Genomic DNA, 16540 nt, shown 5'->3' on the forward strand with positions numbered 1-16540 from the left:
ATCGTCGCGATGGCGAAAAGGAAGCGGATGCTGACCGCGACGCTCGCCGACGGCTATGTGAAGACGATCGGACCGACCGCGGCCCCATTCACGCATTACTGGCGCATCGTCGCCCATGTCGGCGGCGGCCGGACAGAGGTGTTCTGGGGGCACACCAAGTCGCTGCGCGAGGCAACCGGCAAGCAGATCGCGACCGGGGACGCGGCGCGCCAACGCGGTTGGGAAAGCTATGACTTCGAAGTGGTCGAACTGGTCGAGAGCTGAGCCTCCGGGTCAGCGGCGCACATGTCCGTACCGCTGAAACGGCTTCTGCGACAATGTGGGTTAGTGAAGCGATCCGCATCCTCCGCCAGAGGAAGGTGATTGTCCGGAGCCTTGGGGTGTGTGCATGATCGGTGGATGTCACCCCGTTGGAATAGCATCGGTTCCGCCCGGTTGTTGCCGGGGCGTAACGGAATACGAAAAGCGGGGCATGTCGCTGACGGCAGCACCTGTCAGGACCGATCGGGATCGGGCCTTGTGTCGTCCATCAATGGCTGCGTGCCTTGTGACGATCGCTTCGCATGGCTGAAAAGACATCGGACGAGACGCCGCGCCGCGACAAGGGGGACGCGGCGCAGGGCGACGACACGCGTAAGTCCAAAGGGTCCGCAAAGCAGGATGGTCAGGACGATGACGACGGGGCGCACGATGGATCCGGCGACGGCTCCGGTAGGCAGGACGGCAAAGGCGGCGACGAGAAGGGCGGCGACGAGGACAAGAGGGATCAGGGGCCGCCGCTCTATAAGCGTCCGATCTTCTGGATCGTGGCGGGCGGTATCGCGCTGGTGCTGCTTGTCGGGGGATTGCTGTGGTGGCTGCACGCGCGCAACTATGAGTCCACCGACGATGCCTTTATCGACGCGCACATCGTCCGCATCGCCGCGGAGACGAGCGGGCGGCTGACCCAGGTCGCGGAGGTCGACAATCGCCATGTTCCGCACGGCAAGCTGCTCGCCGTGATCGAGCCCGGCGCCAACGAGGCGACGCAGGAGGAAGCACAAGCCGGTATCGCCCAGGCCGATGCGCAGATCCGCCAGGCCGAGGCGCAGGTGATCTCCGCCCGGGCGAGCCGGCGCCAGGCTGTCGCCAATGCGCAGGTGCCCCTGGCCGAAGCGGCACGGGCGGCGCGGGATTATGCACGCTACGTCGATCTGCGCGCTCGCGATCCGCTGGCCGCCGCCGCGACCCAGCTCGACCAGGCGCGTGCGCAGGCCGAAAGTGCCTCGGCGCAGGCTGCGGCGGCACAGCGCCAGGTCGGGACGGCCGATGCGTCGATCCTCGCCGCGCGTCGCCAGGTCGATGCCGCGCGGGCGCAACGGGGCGCGGCGGTCGCACGGCTGCGCCAGGCGAGCGTCACCGTGTCGTATCTCCGCATCCGGGCGCCGGTCGACGGCCAGCTTGTGAACCGCCAGGTGAACGTCGGCAGCTATGTGGCGCCCGGTCAGCAATTGATGGCAATCGTGCCCGACCGGGTGTGGATCACCGCCAATTTCAAGGAAACGCAGCTGGCCCTGATGCGTCCCGGCCAGCCGGTCCGCATCAAGGTGGACGCCTTTCCCGGCGTGGACTTTGCCGGCCATGTGGATTCGATCCAGCGTGGCGCGGGGCAGGCGTTCCAACTGCTGCCGCCGCAGAATGCCACGGGCAATTACGTGAAAGTGGTGCAGCGCGTGCCCGTGCGTATCCTGTTCGACGACGACAAATGGCGCAAATATGCGATCGGGCCGGGCATGTCGGTCGTGCCGCGCGTCAAGATCCGCTGATGGCGGGAGCCGCCAAGTGGACGCCGGCGCGCTCGGCTGCGGGTGACCGCAATCCGTGGCTGATCGTCGGCGTGATCAGCCTGGCCACCTTCATGGAGGTGCTGGACACCTCCATCGCCAACGTCTCGCTCGATCATATCGCGGGCGGGCTGTCGGCCAGCCGCGACCAGGCGACCTGGGTGCTGACCAGTTACCTGGTGGCCAACGCCATCATCATCCCCATCTCTGGCTGGCTATCCGACGTGATCGGCCGCAAGCGTTATTACATGATCTCGGTGGCGTTGTTCACCGCATCGTCCTTCGCCTGCGCCCTCGCCCCCAATCTGCCGCTGCTGATCCTGGCTCGCGTGCTGCAAGGGGTGGGAGGCGGCGGTCTCGCCCCGTCTGAGCAATCCTTCCTGGCCGACACCTTCCCGCCGGAAAAGCGCGGGCAGGCCTTTGCCGCCTATGGCGTGGTGGTGGTGGTCGGACCGGTACTGGGGCCGACATTGGGAGGCATCATCACCGACAATCTGTCGTGGCACTGGATCTTCCTGATCAACGTGCCGATCGGCATCGCGTCTTTGCTGCTGGTCGGCAGCTTCGTGAACGAGCCGGAGGTGTTGGAGAAGGAACGGCGCGAACGCCTGCGCCATGGCCTGCGCGTGGATTATGTCGGCTTTGCGCTGGTGGCGCTGGGCCTCGGCTGTCTGGAAGTGCTGCTGGAGCGCGGCGAGCGGGAGGACTGGTTCCACAGCGGCTTCATCGTCGCGATGACGTTGATCTCGATCCTGTCGCTGGCCCTCCTGGTCTGGTGGGAACTGGCGCGGCGCGACCCGATCGTCGACTTGCGCCTGCTCGGCAATCGCAACTTCGCCATCACCATGGCCTTCATGACCACCACCGGCGCGGTGCTGTTCGGCACCACCACATTGATCCCGCAGATGTTGCAGGAGGTGTTCGACTATGATGCCACCAATGCCGGCCTGGCGCTGACCACGGGGGGCATCGCAACCTTGCTCGCCATGCCGGTGGTCGGGCAGTTGGCGGGACGGGTGGACACGCGGCTGCTGCTGATCCCGGCCTTGATCCTGCAGGTCGTGGCCTTGTGGTACATGTCCGGCTGGAACACGCAGATCAGCTATGGCGATGCCTCGTTCGGCCGGCTGATCTCGGCACTGGGCCTGCCGTTCCTGTTCATCCCCATCTCCACCGCCGCTTATGTCGGCGTCGATCCGGGCAAGACCAACGAAGTCTCCTCCCTCCTCAACGTGGCGCGCAACCTCGGCGGCAGCTTCGGCATTGGGCTCAGCCAGGCGGCGTTGATCGAGCGCGGCCAATATCACCAGGATCGACTGGTAGAGGGGCTGAACCCGCTCAATCCCTCCTATGTGGAGGGGCTGGATCGACTGGGGCAGACGCTGACCGGCAGCGGGCAGGACATGGCGCAGCTTGCCGTCCTGTATCAGCAGGTGCAGCAGCAGGCGCGAATGCTGTCCTATATCGACGTATTCTGGGGCACGATGATCTTCGTGATATGCATCATCCCGTTCGGTTTCTTCCTGCGCCAGGGACGCAACGGAGAGGCGGCCGCGGCATGACGATGCGTGTCGGCTGGGCCGTATCCCTCGCGCTGGCGCTGGGCGCCTGCACGGCCGGACCCAATTACCGGGCGCCCACTACTGCCGTCGCCACGTCTGACCGCTTCGCGGAAGCGGCCAGCGCCGAGATGGACCGGCCTGCGCCTTCCCTCACCGGCTGGTGGCACGCTTACCATGATGCGGAGCTGGAGCGGCTGATCGCGCTGGCGCTGAACGATGGACCCGACATCCGCATCGCCGCCGCCCGCATCGCTCAGGCCCGCGCCGCGGAGCGGGTAGCGCGTGCCAGCCTGTTGCCGCAGGTGGATGCTAACGGCGCCTTCAACTATCAGAAGTTCAGCAAGAATGCCGGGCTGAGTTCGCTCACCAGCCTGTTCGGCGGCGGCGCGGGCGGCGGTTCAGCCGGGGGCGGTGGCGCCGGAGGGGGAGCGGGCGGAAGCGGATCGGGCGGGGGCGTTGCCGCACCCGGCAACTCCATCCAGACCTATTCCGCCGGCTTCGACGCCAGTTGGGAGATCGACATCTTTGGCGGCGCCCGCCGGCAGGTGGAAGGGGCGCGGGCCCGGACCCAGGCGGCGGAGTGGAACGCCCGCGATGCACAGCTGTCGCTGGTCGCCGAAATCGCCGACGCCTATTTCCAGCTACGCACCTTGCAGGCCCGCGAACTGGTCGCACGTCACGAGGTCGACCGTCAGCAGCGCAACCTGGCCATTGCCCAAAACACCGCGCGATCCGGCCTGATCGCCGAAGGAGACTTCGTGCGCCAGCGGGCCGAGCTTGCCGGCGCGGAGGCCGCGGTGGGCCCGATCGTGGCGGAGGGCAAGGCGGAGATGCACGCCATCGCAGTGCTGACCGGGCAGACCCCCGACACGCTGATCGGCGAACTTGCGGTGCCCCGCCCGCAACTCCCGCCGCCGCCGGCGGTGCCGCCGGGCCTCCCGTCGGACATGCTGCGCCGCCGGCCCGACGTGCGTGCGGCGGAGCGCAACCTGGCGGCGGCCACCGCCGACATCGGCGTGGCGATCGCTGACCTGTACCCGCGCTTTTCGCTGACGGGCATGGCGCAGCTGATCTCGACCTCGCTGTCCAACCTGTTCTCGACAAACAGCCTGCAACTGACGGGCAATGCCGCCGCGACCTTTCCCGTGCTGGATTTCGGCCGTCGCTCCGGCGCGGTGGCGCAACGGCGCGCGGCGGCGGACGAGGCCTACCAGACCTATCGCCAGACGGTACTGACGGCTCTCCGCGACGTGGAGGATGCGCTCGTCCGCATCCGCACAGAGCAGGAACGGCGCGAGGCGATCGCGCGCGGATTGGCGGATTCATGCCGGGCGGTGGCGGCGGTGGAGTCGCGCTGGCGGAGCGGCCTGATCGACTTTGGCGATGTGCTGCTGGCGCGCCAGGCGGTGTTTCAAAGCGAGGACCAGCTGGCGCAGAGCGAAGGGGCGCTGCGCCGCGACCTGCTGTCGCTGCACAAGGCACTGGGCGGCGGCTGGGAGGATCTGCGGCTCGACTTCCCCAAGCCGAGTGCCGACGCCGCGGCCTATACTGAAACCGCGAGGTAAGCGGTGCCGCTCAGCGCGGTCGCGAGGGAGAATTCGGCGTGCGCTGAGTAACGCCCGTGTCGGTGATCCGGACGGTGCCGCCCTGCTGGCCGCGGGACGCGCCCGTGCCGCCGCTCTCGGCCCGGCTTCCGCCACCCTGCTGCCCCGATGCGGTGCCCGAAGCTGATCCTTGGCCCATGCTGCTTTGTCCCGACATGCCGCTGCCGAGGGTCAGCGCATTGGTGCCGGTCGCGCCCGCGCCGCTCATGCCGGCCATGCCCATCGGATTGGCCGCCATGCTGGAGCCGGTGCCTCCGCCACTGCCGCGTCGCATGGCCGAGTTGGCCGGAGCCTGACGCACCTGGCTCGATCCGGTTGCCGGCTGGATGGAGGGGGGCGGCGTAATGGTAAATCCAGGCGTGGCGCCGCCGCCACCGGAACCGCCCGTCGCATTACCGCCAGCCGTTTGCGCATAAGCAGGAAGCGCCAGGCATATGGACAAGCACGACACGCGGAACAGGAAGGTCTGCATGATCCGCCAACGCATCGCCGGGCGCGGCGATCCGACAACGATGCCAAGGCGGCGCAGGCGCCCGGCGGAAAACATCATGTTCGCCGCGCGGTAGGGCGGTTGCCGAGCTGATCCAGTGCGTCGGCATTGTCGCGGCCCCATGCATAAAGCATCTCCACCGGCTCCACGAAGCGCCGGCCGAGCACCGTCAGCCGATATTCCACCGCCGGGGGCACCGCGCTGTGCACATGGCGCGTGATCAGGCCCGTTTCCTCCATCTCGCGCAATGTCTGGGTCAGCATCTTCTTGGAAATGCCGGGCAGGCTGCGCTGGAGCACGCCGGTGCGCGCCGCGCCGCCATGACGGGCATGCAGGGTGTGCAGCAGCATGCTGGTCCACTTGGTCGCGAACAGCGCCAGCACGCGCCGCGGCGCGCAATCCTCCCGCCACTCCTCCTCGCCCGATCCCGGCCGCATCTCTGGTTACCCCTCGGTGCCTAGGTTCCTGTTTGGTGCCGTCTAGAAAGCTGGTGGCCTGCTGCCTAGCTTCCCTTTTCAACCACGGGAGCGGGAACATGGCCAGGACGGCATTGGTGGTCGGCGTGAGCGGAATCGTCGGCAGCGCGACGGCGGCGCTGCTGATCGAACAGGGCTGGACGGTCCATGGCCTCGCCCGCCGGCCAGTGGAACAGGACGGCGTGACGCCGGTTGCCGCCGACCTTCAGGATGCGTCGGCCACCGCCGCCGCGTTGCGGGGGATCGATCCCGATGCGGTGTTCATCACCACCTGGTTGCGGCAGGACAGCGAGGCGGAGAATATCCGGGTCAACTCGGCCATGGTCCGCAACCTCCTGGATGGACTGCCCAAGCCGAACCGGCCGCGGCATGTCGCGCTTGTCACCGGCCTTAAACATTATCTCGGGCCGTTCGAAGCCTATGGCAAAGGCACGCTGCCGCAAACGCCGTTTCGGGAGGAGCAGGGCAGGCTCGACGTCGAGAATTTCTATTATGCGCAGGAGGACGAGCTGTTCGCCGCGGCGGCGCGGGACGGCTTCACCTGGAGCGTGCATCGCCCGCACACGGTGATCGGCAAGGCGGTGGGCAATGCCATGAACATGGGCACCACGCTGGCGGTCTATGCCACCCTCTGTCGCGAGACGGGCCGCCCCTTCACCTTTCCGGGATCGGCGGCGCAATGGAGCGGGCTGACCGACATGACCGATGCCGGGCAACTCGCGCGGCACCTGCTTTGGGCGACAGAGACGGAAGCGGCGCATGATCAGGCGTTCAACGTGGTCAATGGCGACGTCTTCCGCTGGCAATGGATGTGGGAGCGCATCGCCGACTGGTTCGGACTGGAGGCCGCGTCGTTCGATGGCACGGTGCGCCCGTTGGAGCAGCAGATGGCGGATGATGCGGCCTTGTGGCGGCAGATTGCCGAGCGCGAGGGACTGGCCGAGCTCGATCTCGACCGGCTCGCCTCGCCCTGGCACACCGATGCGGACCTTGGCCGCCCGATCGAGGTAGTGACCGACATGTCCAAGAGCCGTCGGCTGGGTTTCACCGCATATCAGCCGACCGACGACGCATTCTTCGCCTTGTTCGCGCTGCTGCGGGCCGACCGCCTGATTCCCTGACCGGAGCAGGCGGGCAGGGGAGTAGCCGGGGCGCCGAGGGTCGGGCACAAGCATGTCCGGCCGCGCTTCGCCGATCACGCGGCATCGCTGAGGTGGATGCATGACGAACCCCGACCCCGATCCTGCCGCCCCCGCGCATTCGTCGACGCGGCAGCGGCGCGGCCTCTTTCGCGCCGGCCGTGGCGCCGGGTTGCTGATCGGGTGCATGGCGGCCTTGCTGGTGCCCGGCGGTGCATCGGCAAAGGTCGGCATTGCACCGGCACGTGCGGATATGCGGCTGACCGCCCTGCCGGTGCTGGTCGGCGGCAGGGTGGTGCAATCGGGCAGCCGTCGACACACCTATGTCCGGCAGTGGCCCGGCACCTATTTCGAGACCGCATTTTACGGCCGCGATGCCGTGTTCCGGGTCGGGACAGGCGAGGTCATCCTGCATGTGCTGCTGGACGGCCGCCCGGTCACAACCCTGGTCAAGCCGAAAGCCGGCTCTTACCGCGTGACCGGGCTCGCCCCCGGTCTTCACCGGCTGCGGGTGGAGGTGGCGTCGGAAAGCCAGGCCGGCCCTACCCGGTTCGGCGGCTTCCACCCTGGCAAGGGCACGCGCGCCGCGCCGCTCGCGAACCTGCGTCGGCAGATCGAGTTCATCGGGGATTCCCACACCGTGGGCTATGCCAACAGCTCCGCCAAACAGCAGTGTACGGAAGACGAGGTTTGGGCCACGACCGACACATCCAGAAGCTTTGGCTCGCTGTTGGCGAAGCATTACGCCGCCGCTTACCAGGTGAATGCGATTTCCGGCCGCGGCGTGGTGCGCAACTATAACGGCTTTGCGGCCGACACGCTGCCCAAGGCCTACCCCTATCGCCTGTTCGACAACAAGGTGCGCGCGGATGCGCCGGGCTGGCATCCGCAGGTGATCGTGATCGCGCTCGGCACCAACGACTTCTCCACCCCGCTCCATGCGGGCGAGCCGTGGCAGACCCGTGACGCGCTGCACGCCGCTTACGAAGTCGATTATGTGGCGTTCGTCCGGGATTTGCGAACCCGCCACCCCCGCGCGCTGATCGTGCTGTGGGCAACCGACAAGGCGGACGGGGAGGTTGCGGCGGAAACCGCCCGAGTGACGGCACGATTGCGCGCATCCGGCGACGCCCGCATCGCCTTTCTGCCGATCGAGGGTTTGTCGTTCGGGGCGTGCAACTCTCATCCCTCGCTGGCCGACGATCGGCTTATCGCCCGCAAGCTGCAGGCCGTGATCGATCGCTATCGGACGTGTGGGGGTTCTGAAATCACGGGGAGGTCGATATGGTCGCCCGGCCTGTTGCGATGCGTCAACACCGCATCGTCCCTCTCGCGCTTGTTACGGAGACCTGCCCTGTCCCTTCCCCGACGCAATCTGCTGAAGGCCGTCCTCGCGGGTTCGCTGACGCCTGCGGCACCGATCCTGGCTGCCACGACGTCGGCACGCGCACCGGCACCGACGCCCGCCTCCGCGCGCCCGACGGCGCCTCGCTGGGGCACCGGCGCGGATGGTCAGCGCAAGGCGGACCTGGGCAATGGCCTGTTCCGCAATCCGATCGTCGCGGGGGATCACCCCGATCCGACCATCCTCAAGGATGGCGACGATTACTACATGACCTTCTCCTCCTTCCTGTCCTATCCGGGGCTGGTCATCTGGCATTCCACCGATCTGGTGAACTGGGCGCCGATCGGGCCGGCCTTGCACAAGAATCTCGGCGTCATCTGGGCCGTCGATCTGGTGAAACATGAAGGCCGCTACTTCATCTACATCCCCGCCGATCCCAAGGGTGAGGGCTGGTCGATCTTCGCGATCTGGGCCGACGACATTCGCGGGCCGTGGAGCGATCCGGTCGACCTGAAGATCAAGGGCCAGATCGATCCCGGCCATGTGGTGGGCGAGGACGGCAGGCGTTACCTGTTCACCAACGGCATCAAGAAGATCCGCCTGACCGACGACGGGCTGGCGACCGACGGCGTGCTGGAGCAGGCCTATTCGCCCTGGCGCTATCCCGACGACTGGGTGGTGGAGAATTTCGCGCCGGAAGGGCCCAAGCTGCTGCGCCGCAACGGCTGGTTCTACCTGGTCACGGCGGTGGGCGGCACCGCCGGCCCGGCGACCGGCCACATGGTGATCGCCGCCCGCTCCCGCTCGGTCCATGGCCCGTGGGAGCATTGCCCCCACAATCCGCTGGTGCGGACGACATCCGTCGACGAACCCTGGTGGTCGCGCGGCCATGCCACCCTGGTGGAAGGGCCGGCCGGGGACTGGTGGATGGTCTATCACGGTTACGAGAACGGCCTCCGCACGCTCGGCCGCCAGACCCTGCTGGAGCCGATCGAATGGACGTCGGACGGCTGGTTCCGCGCCAAGGGCGGCGACCTGTCGCAGCCGATGCGCAAGCCTGCCAAGGGCCGGTCCAGCCCGTCCGCACCGGCGCTGAGCGACGATTTTACGCGTGACAGGATGGGCGTGCAGTGGAGTTTTCACGAGCCCGCCGCCGGTGACGCGAACCGCGCCCGCTACGAAGGTGGCAGCCTCCTTGTTCAGGGGCGGGGCACGTCGCCAGCCGATTCGTCGCCGCTCACCTGCATCGTGGGCGACCGTTCATACCAGTCGGAGGTGTCGCTCGACCTGATCGGCGATGCGGAGGCGGGGCTGCTGCTGTTCTACAACCATAAGGCTTATGTGGGGATGGGCTTCACCCCCGAAACGCTCAAGATCTTTGAATATTCGGAGGAACTGGCGTGGGCGCGGCGGCCGCTAAAGACCCGAACGTTGCGCTTGCGCCTGCACAATGACGAAAATGTGGTCACCCAATCCTATTCGCTGGACGACGGGCGGACCTGGACCCGGCACGACACCAGGATGGAGGTGTCGGGCATCCACCACAATGTGTTCGGCGGCTTCTTGAGCCTGCGCCTGGGCATCTATGCCGCGGGCAAGGGTCAGGTGCGACTGCGCAACTTCCGCTACTCCGCCCGCTCGGCCTAGCGGCAAGCCTTGTGCCTGCCAGCGGTCGGCCTGTGCCGGCCGCGAAAGACGGGGCTCCGACGGATGTTGCGAGCGGGGGCGGGCCATGCGGCAGCGGGCCCGGCCCGGCTCGACGGCAGGAGCCGGCACGATCGGCTGCTTCGGTGCGACATGCCGGCACCGGCTTGGGATTCGGTCGGTGCCCTGTCCGGATCATTTCCGTTCGGGGCAGGGCGGAAGTGCAACCAGGCGCGGTGCAACGACGGTCCGTCCTGCCGGCATGGTATCACGTCCGTGCCCTCGTCGGCGGGAGAGCATGGCGTCAATCTCGGCTGAACAAAGTCTGCGCTGAGGGCAGTCGGGCAGGCGATCGTGGTGTAGCCTGTCGAACGGCGCGAAGCACAGGCGCATAAGCGATCCGACACAATGCTCACCATGGAGCGGCGCGTAGGACGTGGGACGCGTATAAGAATGATCGCGACGCGGTTGCCGGCCGGCGTCATCTCCGCCGAGCGGCGTATTTGCGGCATTCCCGTCAAAGAGGGCGCGACGCCCATCTTTGACCAGGAAAAGTGGTGCCCAGAAGCCTCTAAAGCTGGGCACTCAAATCATTGGCGAATTTCGCTACCGCTAGAGGATCGTCTAGCCGGTAAACGACATATTCAACAAATGCCGGGAAGCTCAAAAAAGTGGCGCTCCGTCCTCTGACAAGGTCGCAGTCACAAGCGCTCGGTCCAGATACAAGTTGCGCTGCTCACAGCTGGTCTCCGCAACAAGCAAGCAACTGTGGCAAGCCGCACCTGCTAAGCTGCGCTCGTCTTTGTGAGCAGACGGCCGATGCTCGGCGCAGATCGGATCACTCGAACACAGTGCGAGCTTCTCAAGGGCAGTCGTGATGATCCTGCCCAGCGTCGGCAGCACGGCCAGAAGTCCACCAAGAGTACCCTGCGCGCCAGCAGTCGCGGTGTATATCAAAAGCCCAAACCGCCCCCCACCCTCGGCGTACAGAGGGTAAACCCTCTCTTTGAGAGAAGTCGACGGATACCCGCATTCCAACGCAATCTCGTTCATGAGGGCATGGCTTAAGGAGTGAATAGCGTAATAGAGCCCGCCGGGAAAATGGAGGCGGTCGGGATGCACCTGTTGTGAACGCCAGCTTTCGTACCCCACCTCGAGTTCGGACACGCGTCTCGCCACCGCCGGCCTTTTCATCCATTCGGCAATAATTTTTTCGTCGAAGCGGATAAAGATTCCTTCGCCGAGTTGTTCGACAGCCGGAAGCCACTCAGTCTCAACGGCAAGCGACGCCCCCTTCACCGCGAGATATAGTTCCTCAAGGTCGCCGTCGATTGATGTCGGAGCCGCTTCGAACCGGGTGAATCCATAGAGGCAGGCGACTTCGCGCAGGCGGTGAACTGCCACGACCGAAGCGATCGGTGCGAGCGCCGGATTATCACCACCCCACGCATCACGGTTCAACGTCTGGGCGTACAGTTTGGAGCTTGGTGTGTTGGCGCCGATTTCGCTGGCTCCCGAAGCGAGTAACTCAAATTCGGCAACCTTTGGCGCCTTCTCGAGGTTTTGTCGCTGCGCCGTTTCTAGCTGCTGCACGCGAGAAAAAACTTCCTCGTCGTTGTATCCCTCCAAGGCAGCGCGGATCGCATCATTGAACTCACGAGCCGCCGCGATCCCATTTGGATCTTTCGCGCGCGAGAGGACGCCAAGGTGAGCTTCGATGAGGCGAGTAAGCTCATCCTCCGCAGCCGGCAGCGAAATGACCGTCAGGACCTGCGGAAAGTAAGCATTAGTCGCTGTCCGAGTCAGAAAGCGGAGCTGTTCATCGCATCCTTCACCTTCCCGATCATCAAGCCATGGACGGGCGCCTCGACACGATCCGAACCGTCCCGGGCGTTGGGCATCATAGAGCGAAAGCGACGCGCCACATCCGCATACCACCCGGGTAGACCGCGGATCGCCCGAGGTACCCCTCTCCTCAAGCCAAAGCGCCTGCGCACATTTGGTGCCGCTATGGACGGCGTAGTTCCAATCGATGTCCTGAATGTGCCCTTTCTGGCACGCCGCCACGAAGCGGATAGGAGTGACAGGCGTCTTCCTGCCATCATCGCCAGTGAAATCGGCGCGTCCGCCCTTGGGATTTAGATCACGCCAGCGGATGAGGCGGCGGCGGCGCGCGCCGCCCGGTGCGTCAGTGGCATCGCGCGTAACAAACCAAGCCGGAAAGATTTTTGCCTCTACGCCGGGTGGCTCGGCCCACGTCCGACCGCCGGCATCGACCGGCGGCGAGCGAAGGCTCAAGCGCGTGGCCGGCCTCAAACGACCGTCATCGCCAAGTAGCTTTTCCAAAACGGCGACAGCGCGGGGCTCCTCTATGGTGTGCCAGCTCCCTTTTTCGCGCATGTGCCAAGAGTCGAGCCCCCCTATGATCACTGAGCGGGTCGGGAGATCCACCATCGCCCCAGGGCCAAATGTCATGATAAGCTGCGACGCTCGAAGGTGCACGCGCTTTGAACTAGGCATTAGAGATCCGCCGCTCCCGTTATCGGCTGGCCATATGGATCGCGCGGCTTGACCAGCACGCCTGGCTCCACATCACGCATGCTCCAGCCAGCTTGGAACCGCCTTTGTTGTTCATCCAGATTCTCGATAACAGGATCGAGCGGAGCGTGGAGCAGACGTTGCGGATTGTTCTCGTAAGTGAAGCTGCCGCCGGTGGCGACCTGTTCGCGCGCGATCTCGACCCAATCGTCAAGCAGGCCCTCGATCAGAGCTTTAAGAGCTACCTTGCCTCCCACGATATTTTCGGGAGCGCGAGACACAAGATGAGTGACGACGGCAGAACGCACATCTGTTCGCTCGGCGAGCGCGGTGACGGCGCCGGACGGGGTCAAATCAGCGTCAAGGTGGCGCGCCACGGCGACCACGACGGCGGCGAGCGCCCGATCAAGGGCGCGTGCAGACCACGGTGTCACGCTCGTTGCCTCAACCGCCCTGTAGAAGGTGGTGTGGAAATGACAGAATTGCTCGAAATGCATTCTGTCGCGCGGTTTATGAACATTCAGGATCGCAACGACGAGGCCTGGACGGCGATGATCGCGTCCGACCCGGCTGGTAGCTTGGATGTATTCGGCCGCAGTCTTGGGCTGCCCCTGAACGAGCATTAGGCCAAGCCTGGTGATATCCAGCCCCACCGAGATCATGTTCGTCGCCAAGGCGACATCCACCGGTTCACCGGAGGGATGGCTAAACAGCGTTTCCAGTCTCCCCTTCGCGGCAGCCACCTGGTCGGTGGAGACGCGCGACGTAAGCTCGATCGGCTCGCTCAATGTTCGATCGCCGAATGGCGAGTCTTTTGGATCCGAACGACGCCGCTCAGTGCCATAATTCGCAACGCGGATTGTGACTTCGTCCTCCACGATCCTGCGCGCACCCCCCAATTCACGTAGAGCGTTGAAATAGCAAAGCGCCGTCAGATAAGGATCTGCCTGCCCACCTTCGCCGGCGAGCCCCTGGGCGCCGGACAGCAACGTCACCAAGGCCTGCAGGAAGACTAGCTTAGGGCCACGGCCAGCGGCCGCGAGGCCAAGATACCAACGTGCGGGGCTATCGCTTTCCGGCACGACGCGCGCAAAGAAACTATCCTGGCGGCTGATACCCGGCGCCGGAAAGATGCGGGTCTCGGCGCGGTCGAACAGGGCCTGGATCTGATCACTTGCCCGACGGACCGTTGCGGTCGACGCTACAATCTTCGGCCGAACACGCGCCGACCCATCGCCCCGGCTAGAAAGCCGATCGATTGCAGCCTCGTAGAGGCCAGCAACTGTACCTAGTGGACCGGAGATCAGGTGAAGCTCATCCTGAATAATGAGATCGGGCGGGTCGAGGCGGTGCCCGTTATCGAGGGACTGGCCCCTGCGCGGTTCGGCCGCGCCGTAAAAACCATTGGTGTCGTATCTGTCGACATGCCCGAAGAACGCGCCTGCCTTGCCCCGCCAGGGAAGGGCCGCGAACTTATCGACCGTCGCGATCATGAAAGCGGGAAGGCGCCGATAGATGGCATCGTCCACAGTAACGATCGGTAGCGGGCGGTCACCCGTGAAAGCGCAGTCGAGATTGACGCAACGCAGTTCGAGATTAACCGGCGCATCCATATTGGGAACGCAACGGAAGCTGCTCGGTGCAAAGGCATGGCCGCACCAGGGACAATTCTTGATCGGTGCCGGCGCGCGAGAATCTTGACCCTTTAGATAGCGGCGAACGCGGGTGACGGCGGTGTCATCGCCGGTATTGCCCTTGCCTCCAAGTTTATTTGGAGAGGCGTCGGAGCCCACCCACAGACCGATCTCTATTGGCCAGTCGCCAAGCAGCTTTCGGTCATTTCGGACATACCGATCGCCTGTGCGCAGCAATTCCATCGCGCAGATCAAACCGGCAGCGCGGCCGAGTTGGTCGAGCGTCAGCAGACGCAACGTGTAGCGCATGATGACCGAAACGCCGGCCCCGAGCAGCCCGGGGGCCGTCAATCGCCTGAGTGCGATCGAAAACGCCGCTAGGCCAAGATAGGCCTCCGTCTTGCCACCGCCGGTAGGGAAGAAGAGCAAATCGACTGTTTCCCGGTCGGGATGGTGCTTGTCTGCCTGTCCAGCGAGATTGAGCAGAATGAAGGCGAGCTGAAAGGGGCGCCAGGCCGGGCGCTGGTCCTCTGGCCGTCGGGCACGGGCCGCGTCGGCGATCGCGCGGTTAGCGATCTCGAACGCGAGGCGGGACTCGTCGTTGGTTTGGAGCTCATCGATACCTGACGCAATCCGCGCGCGGACTTCTGCCTGCGCCTGAATCAAGGCTGCGGCCGTCACGCGCCGTTGCGGCGCTTTCTGCATCGCCGGATCTTGTGCGGAGGCCTCCTGAGCGACGGTCCATTCTGCATAGGCGTTGACCAAAGGCCGGAGCCGGGCGGCAAGTGCGGTTCCGCCTGTCGCGGCCAGATCGGCAAGCGCGTCTATCCCGAGCTCGATGTTCCCCACTTCGTTCGAGGGAATCGTACGTTCGACACTCGCGCGTGGCAGCGCCGTCGTATGAACGCGACAGACAGCCCCGTCATCGTCGCGTTCAAAGCCGGTCGCGCAACCGAGACCAACAGCGAAAGCGGCAGCATCGCGATAATGGAGGTCGGCCAAGCGGTCGTCCCAATCATCGCGCGAAACGCGAGACAGATCGTATTGCGCCACGAAGCCTGAAGAGCAGTGGAGATCCAGCCGCACCTGATAGGCGTAGGTTAGATCCTGGTACCGCCGCCCGGTGCCTGTATCGCGCTTGTTGACGAGAAAGACTGTGACGACATTCACCGTGCGCCACATCCCATCCGCCAGCGTCATCGTGAACGGACGCGCTCGGATGCCGAGTTCGAGGCCGCCGCCCTTTCGCGCTGTGGCACCGCTATGCGGGACCGTGCGGGTCACAAGGCCTTCATTCCGGCCTGGGATCGCTAGCATCACCCGCTCGCTTCGAGGCACCCGTCGCCACTCGACCGGCCCAGGAGCCGTGTCGCCTTCGAGAACCTCGGGAGGAAGCGGCGGTTCGGGCACGTAATCGCCCCAGCGCACCTCGACCTCGATCTCGCCTACGGCGGGATCGAGCATCGTTGTGAGCCCGATCGACGAAGGGAGAAAGCGCCGACGAGCCACAGGCGGTTCGGGAGCATCGTCATCGCCCGCAGCACCGCCCGCGCCGTAACCGGCGGGCTCGAGCTGCGTAAGTTCTCCTTCTTCCTCCGAATCCTCGTGGGCCAGAGCGACGTCGTCCCCGGTTGGCGCAATATAGCCGGACAGATACCAGCGCGAGGGGCTCTCGCCTGCTGGCAGCCGCTCGGTCGAGAGGTCGTCGTCATGCGGGAATTCGCTCGGCCCGACGAGATTGCGCCGCAGCCGGTGGACCAGTTCTTCGCGAACTTCGATTGCGTTCATCACAGGCGCCCTCCTGCGCGATGCTCATTGATCGCCTGTGCCAGCCAGGCTTTTGAATATGCTGCTCGCAAGGCGGATTTCGGCCGGAATCCGACGCTATCGAGAAGGGCTTCCAGCGAGATCAGGCGATCCTGCAGCCCCAGTTCCACCGCTGCCCTAACGCTGGATCGATCGGGACCGCACAGGATCCACCCATCGATCCGGGTCAAGGCATGCGCCCATAGATCACGTTCTCCCGGATCGAGATAAACCGCCGTCCTGACTGCCAGCGCAACGCGCGCAGCGTCCTCGACAGGTTGGACGGCGACCCGAGCCCGCAATTCGATCGGATCGATAACCTCGCGTCGAAGATGGCCAGTGAGCGCCTCACCAGCGACCTCCTCGACCGTCTCCAGCATCAGCCCGTTCGACAGAGCATTCCAGGCGCCGACCCGGAGCGCCTCGGACAGTGCATTGTTATCGATCAGTACGGGACCGGGACGCGCCATGAGATTGCC

The 16540-nt window shown here is 65.3% G+C and carries 11 protein-coding genes; 6 read left to right on the forward strand and 5 right to left on the reverse strand.

Annotated features, from left to right (window positions below; translation table 11 throughout):
* Positions 1 to 9 precede the first annotated feature (9 nt).
* The 4 genes from Q0D93_RS08610 (at position 10) to Q0D93_RS08625 (ending at position 4950) form a co-directional block, all read left to right on the forward strand.
* On the forward strand, positions 10 to 264 hold the full coding sequence (locus Q0D93_RS08610) for a hypothetical protein (protein ID WP_294392940.1): 255 nt from the start codon (positions 10 to 12) through the stop codon (positions 262 to 264).
* Positions 265 to 563: 299 nt separating this feature from the next.
* A complete protein-coding gene (locus tag Q0D93_RS08615) occupies positions 564 to 1805 on the forward strand; it encodes an HlyD family secretion protein (RefSeq protein ID WP_294392941.1) in 1242 nt (413 codons plus the stop codon).
* Complete coding sequence (locus tag Q0D93_RS08620) at positions 1805 to 3385, forward strand: DHA2 family efflux MFS transporter permease subunit (RefSeq protein ID WP_294392944.1); 1581 nt, start codon at positions 1805 to 1807, stop codon at positions 3383 to 3385. Before Q0D93_RS08615 ends, Q0D93_RS08620 begins: the two co-directional genes overlap by 1 nt.
* Entirely contained in the window at positions 3382 to 4950 is a 1569-nt protein-coding gene (locus Q0D93_RS08625; RefSeq protein ID WP_294392947.1) for an efflux transporter outer membrane subunit, read from the forward strand. Before Q0D93_RS08620 ends, Q0D93_RS08625 begins: the two co-directional genes overlap by 4 nt.
* 10 nt (positions 4951 to 4960) lie before the next feature.
* On the opposite strand, the gene Q0D93_RS08630 is transcribed toward Q0D93_RS08625, so the two are convergent.
* Both Q0D93_RS08630 and Q0D93_RS08635 read right to left on the reverse strand, forming a co-directional pair.
* Positions 4961 to 5461, reverse strand: a complete 501-nt coding sequence (locus Q0D93_RS08630) for a hypothetical protein (protein WP_294392949.1) — start codon at positions 5459 to 5461, stop codon at positions 4961 to 4963.
* A gap of 74 nt (positions 5462 to 5535) precedes the next feature.
* Entirely contained in the window at positions 5536 to 5916 is a 381-nt protein-coding gene (locus Q0D93_RS08635) for a helix-turn-helix domain-containing protein (RefSeq protein ID WP_294392950.1), read from the reverse strand.
* A 98-nt stretch (positions 5917 to 6014) separates the two neighbouring features.
* Between Q0D93_RS08635 and Q0D93_RS08640 the strand changes: the two genes are divergently transcribed.
* Positions 6015 to 7076, forward strand: coding sequence for an SDR family oxidoreductase (locus Q0D93_RS08640; RefSeq protein WP_294392952.1), 1062 nt, complete (start codon positions 6015 to 6017; stop codon positions 7074 to 7076).
* A 100-nt stretch (positions 7077 to 7176) separates the two neighbouring features.
* Positions 7177 to 10086: a family 43 glycosylhydrolase gene (locus Q0D93_RS14880; RefSeq protein WP_366510269.1), complete on the forward strand. Its 2910-nt coding sequence runs from the start codon at positions 7177 to 7179 to the stop codon at positions 10084 to 10086.
* A 660-nt stretch (positions 10087 to 10746) separates the two neighbouring features.
* Here the strand turns inward: Q0D93_RS14880 and Q0D93_RS08655 are convergent.
* The 3 genes from Q0D93_RS08655 to Q0D93_RS08665 are packed head-to-tail and all read right to left on the reverse strand — an operon-like array spanning position 10747 to position 16531.
* On the reverse strand, positions 10747 to 12603 hold the full coding sequence (locus tag Q0D93_RS08655; protein WP_294392954.1) for a DUF1998 domain-containing protein: 1857 nt from the start codon (positions 12601 to 12603) through the stop codon (positions 10747 to 10749).
* Complete coding sequence (drmA, locus tag Q0D93_RS08660) at positions 12603 to 16043, reverse strand: DISARM system helicase DrmA (protein ID WP_294392957.1); 3441 nt, start codon at positions 16041 to 16043, stop codon at positions 12603 to 12605. The genes Q0D93_RS08655 and drmA overlap by 1 nt, the downstream gene beginning before the upstream one ends.
* On the reverse strand, positions 16043 to 16531 hold the full coding sequence (locus tag Q0D93_RS08665; RefSeq protein WP_294392959.1) for a hypothetical protein: 489 nt from the start codon (positions 16529 to 16531) through the stop codon (positions 16043 to 16045). The genes drmA and Q0D93_RS08665 overlap by 1 nt, the downstream gene beginning before the upstream one ends.
* Positions 16532 to 16540: the final 9 nt, after the last annotated feature.

The sequence above is a fragment of the uncultured Sphingomonas sp. genome, assembly GCF_934560975.1.
Lineage (GTDB): Bacteria > Pseudomonadota > Alphaproteobacteria > Sphingomonadales > Sphingomonadaceae > Sphingomonas_I.

Bases quoted from the DNA above. Each gene is read 5' to 3' on its own strand.
- Q0D93_RS08610 (WP_294392940.1), top strand. From the start codon at position 10: ATGGCGAAAAGGAAGCGGATGCTGACCGCGACGCTCGCCGACGGCTAT.
- Q0D93_RS08615 (WP_294392941.1), top strand. From the start codon at position 564: ATGGCTGAAAAGACATCGGACGAGACGCCGCGCCGCGACAAGGGGGAC.
- Q0D93_RS08620 (WP_294392944.1), top strand. From the start codon at position 1,805: ATGGCGGGAGCCGCCAAGTGGACGCCGGCGCGCTCGGCTGCGGGTGAC.
- Q0D93_RS08625 (WP_294392947.1), top strand. From the start codon at position 3,382: ATGACGATGCGTGTCGGCTGGGCCGTATCCCTCGCGCTGGCGCTGGGC.
- Q0D93_RS08630 (WP_294392949.1), bottom strand. From the start codon at position 5,461: ATGCAGACCTTCCTGTTCCGCGTGTCGTGCTTGTCCATATGCCTGGCG.
- Q0D93_RS08635 (WP_294392950.1), bottom strand. From the start codon at position 5,916: ATGCGGCCGGGATCGGGCGAGGAGGAGTGGCGGGAGGATTGCGCGCCG.
- Q0D93_RS08640 (WP_294392952.1), top strand. From the start codon at position 6,015: ATGGCCAGGACGGCATTGGTGGTCGGCGTGAGCGGAATCGTCGGCAGC.
- Q0D93_RS14880 (WP_366510269.1), top strand. From the start codon at position 7,177: ATGACGAACCCCGACCCCGATCCTGCCGCCCCCGCGCATTCGTCGACG.
- Q0D93_RS08655 (WP_294392954.1), bottom strand. From the start codon at position 12,603: ATGCCTAGTTCAAAGCGCGTGCACCTTCGAGCGTCGCAGCTTATCATG.
- drmA (WP_294392957.1), bottom strand. From the start codon at position 16,043: ATGAACGCAATCGAAGTTCGCGAAGAACTGGTCCACCGGCTGCGGCGC.
- Q0D93_RS08665 (WP_294392959.1), bottom strand. From the start codon at position 16,531: ATGGCGCGTCCCGGTCCCGTACTGATCGATAACAATGCACTGTCCGAG.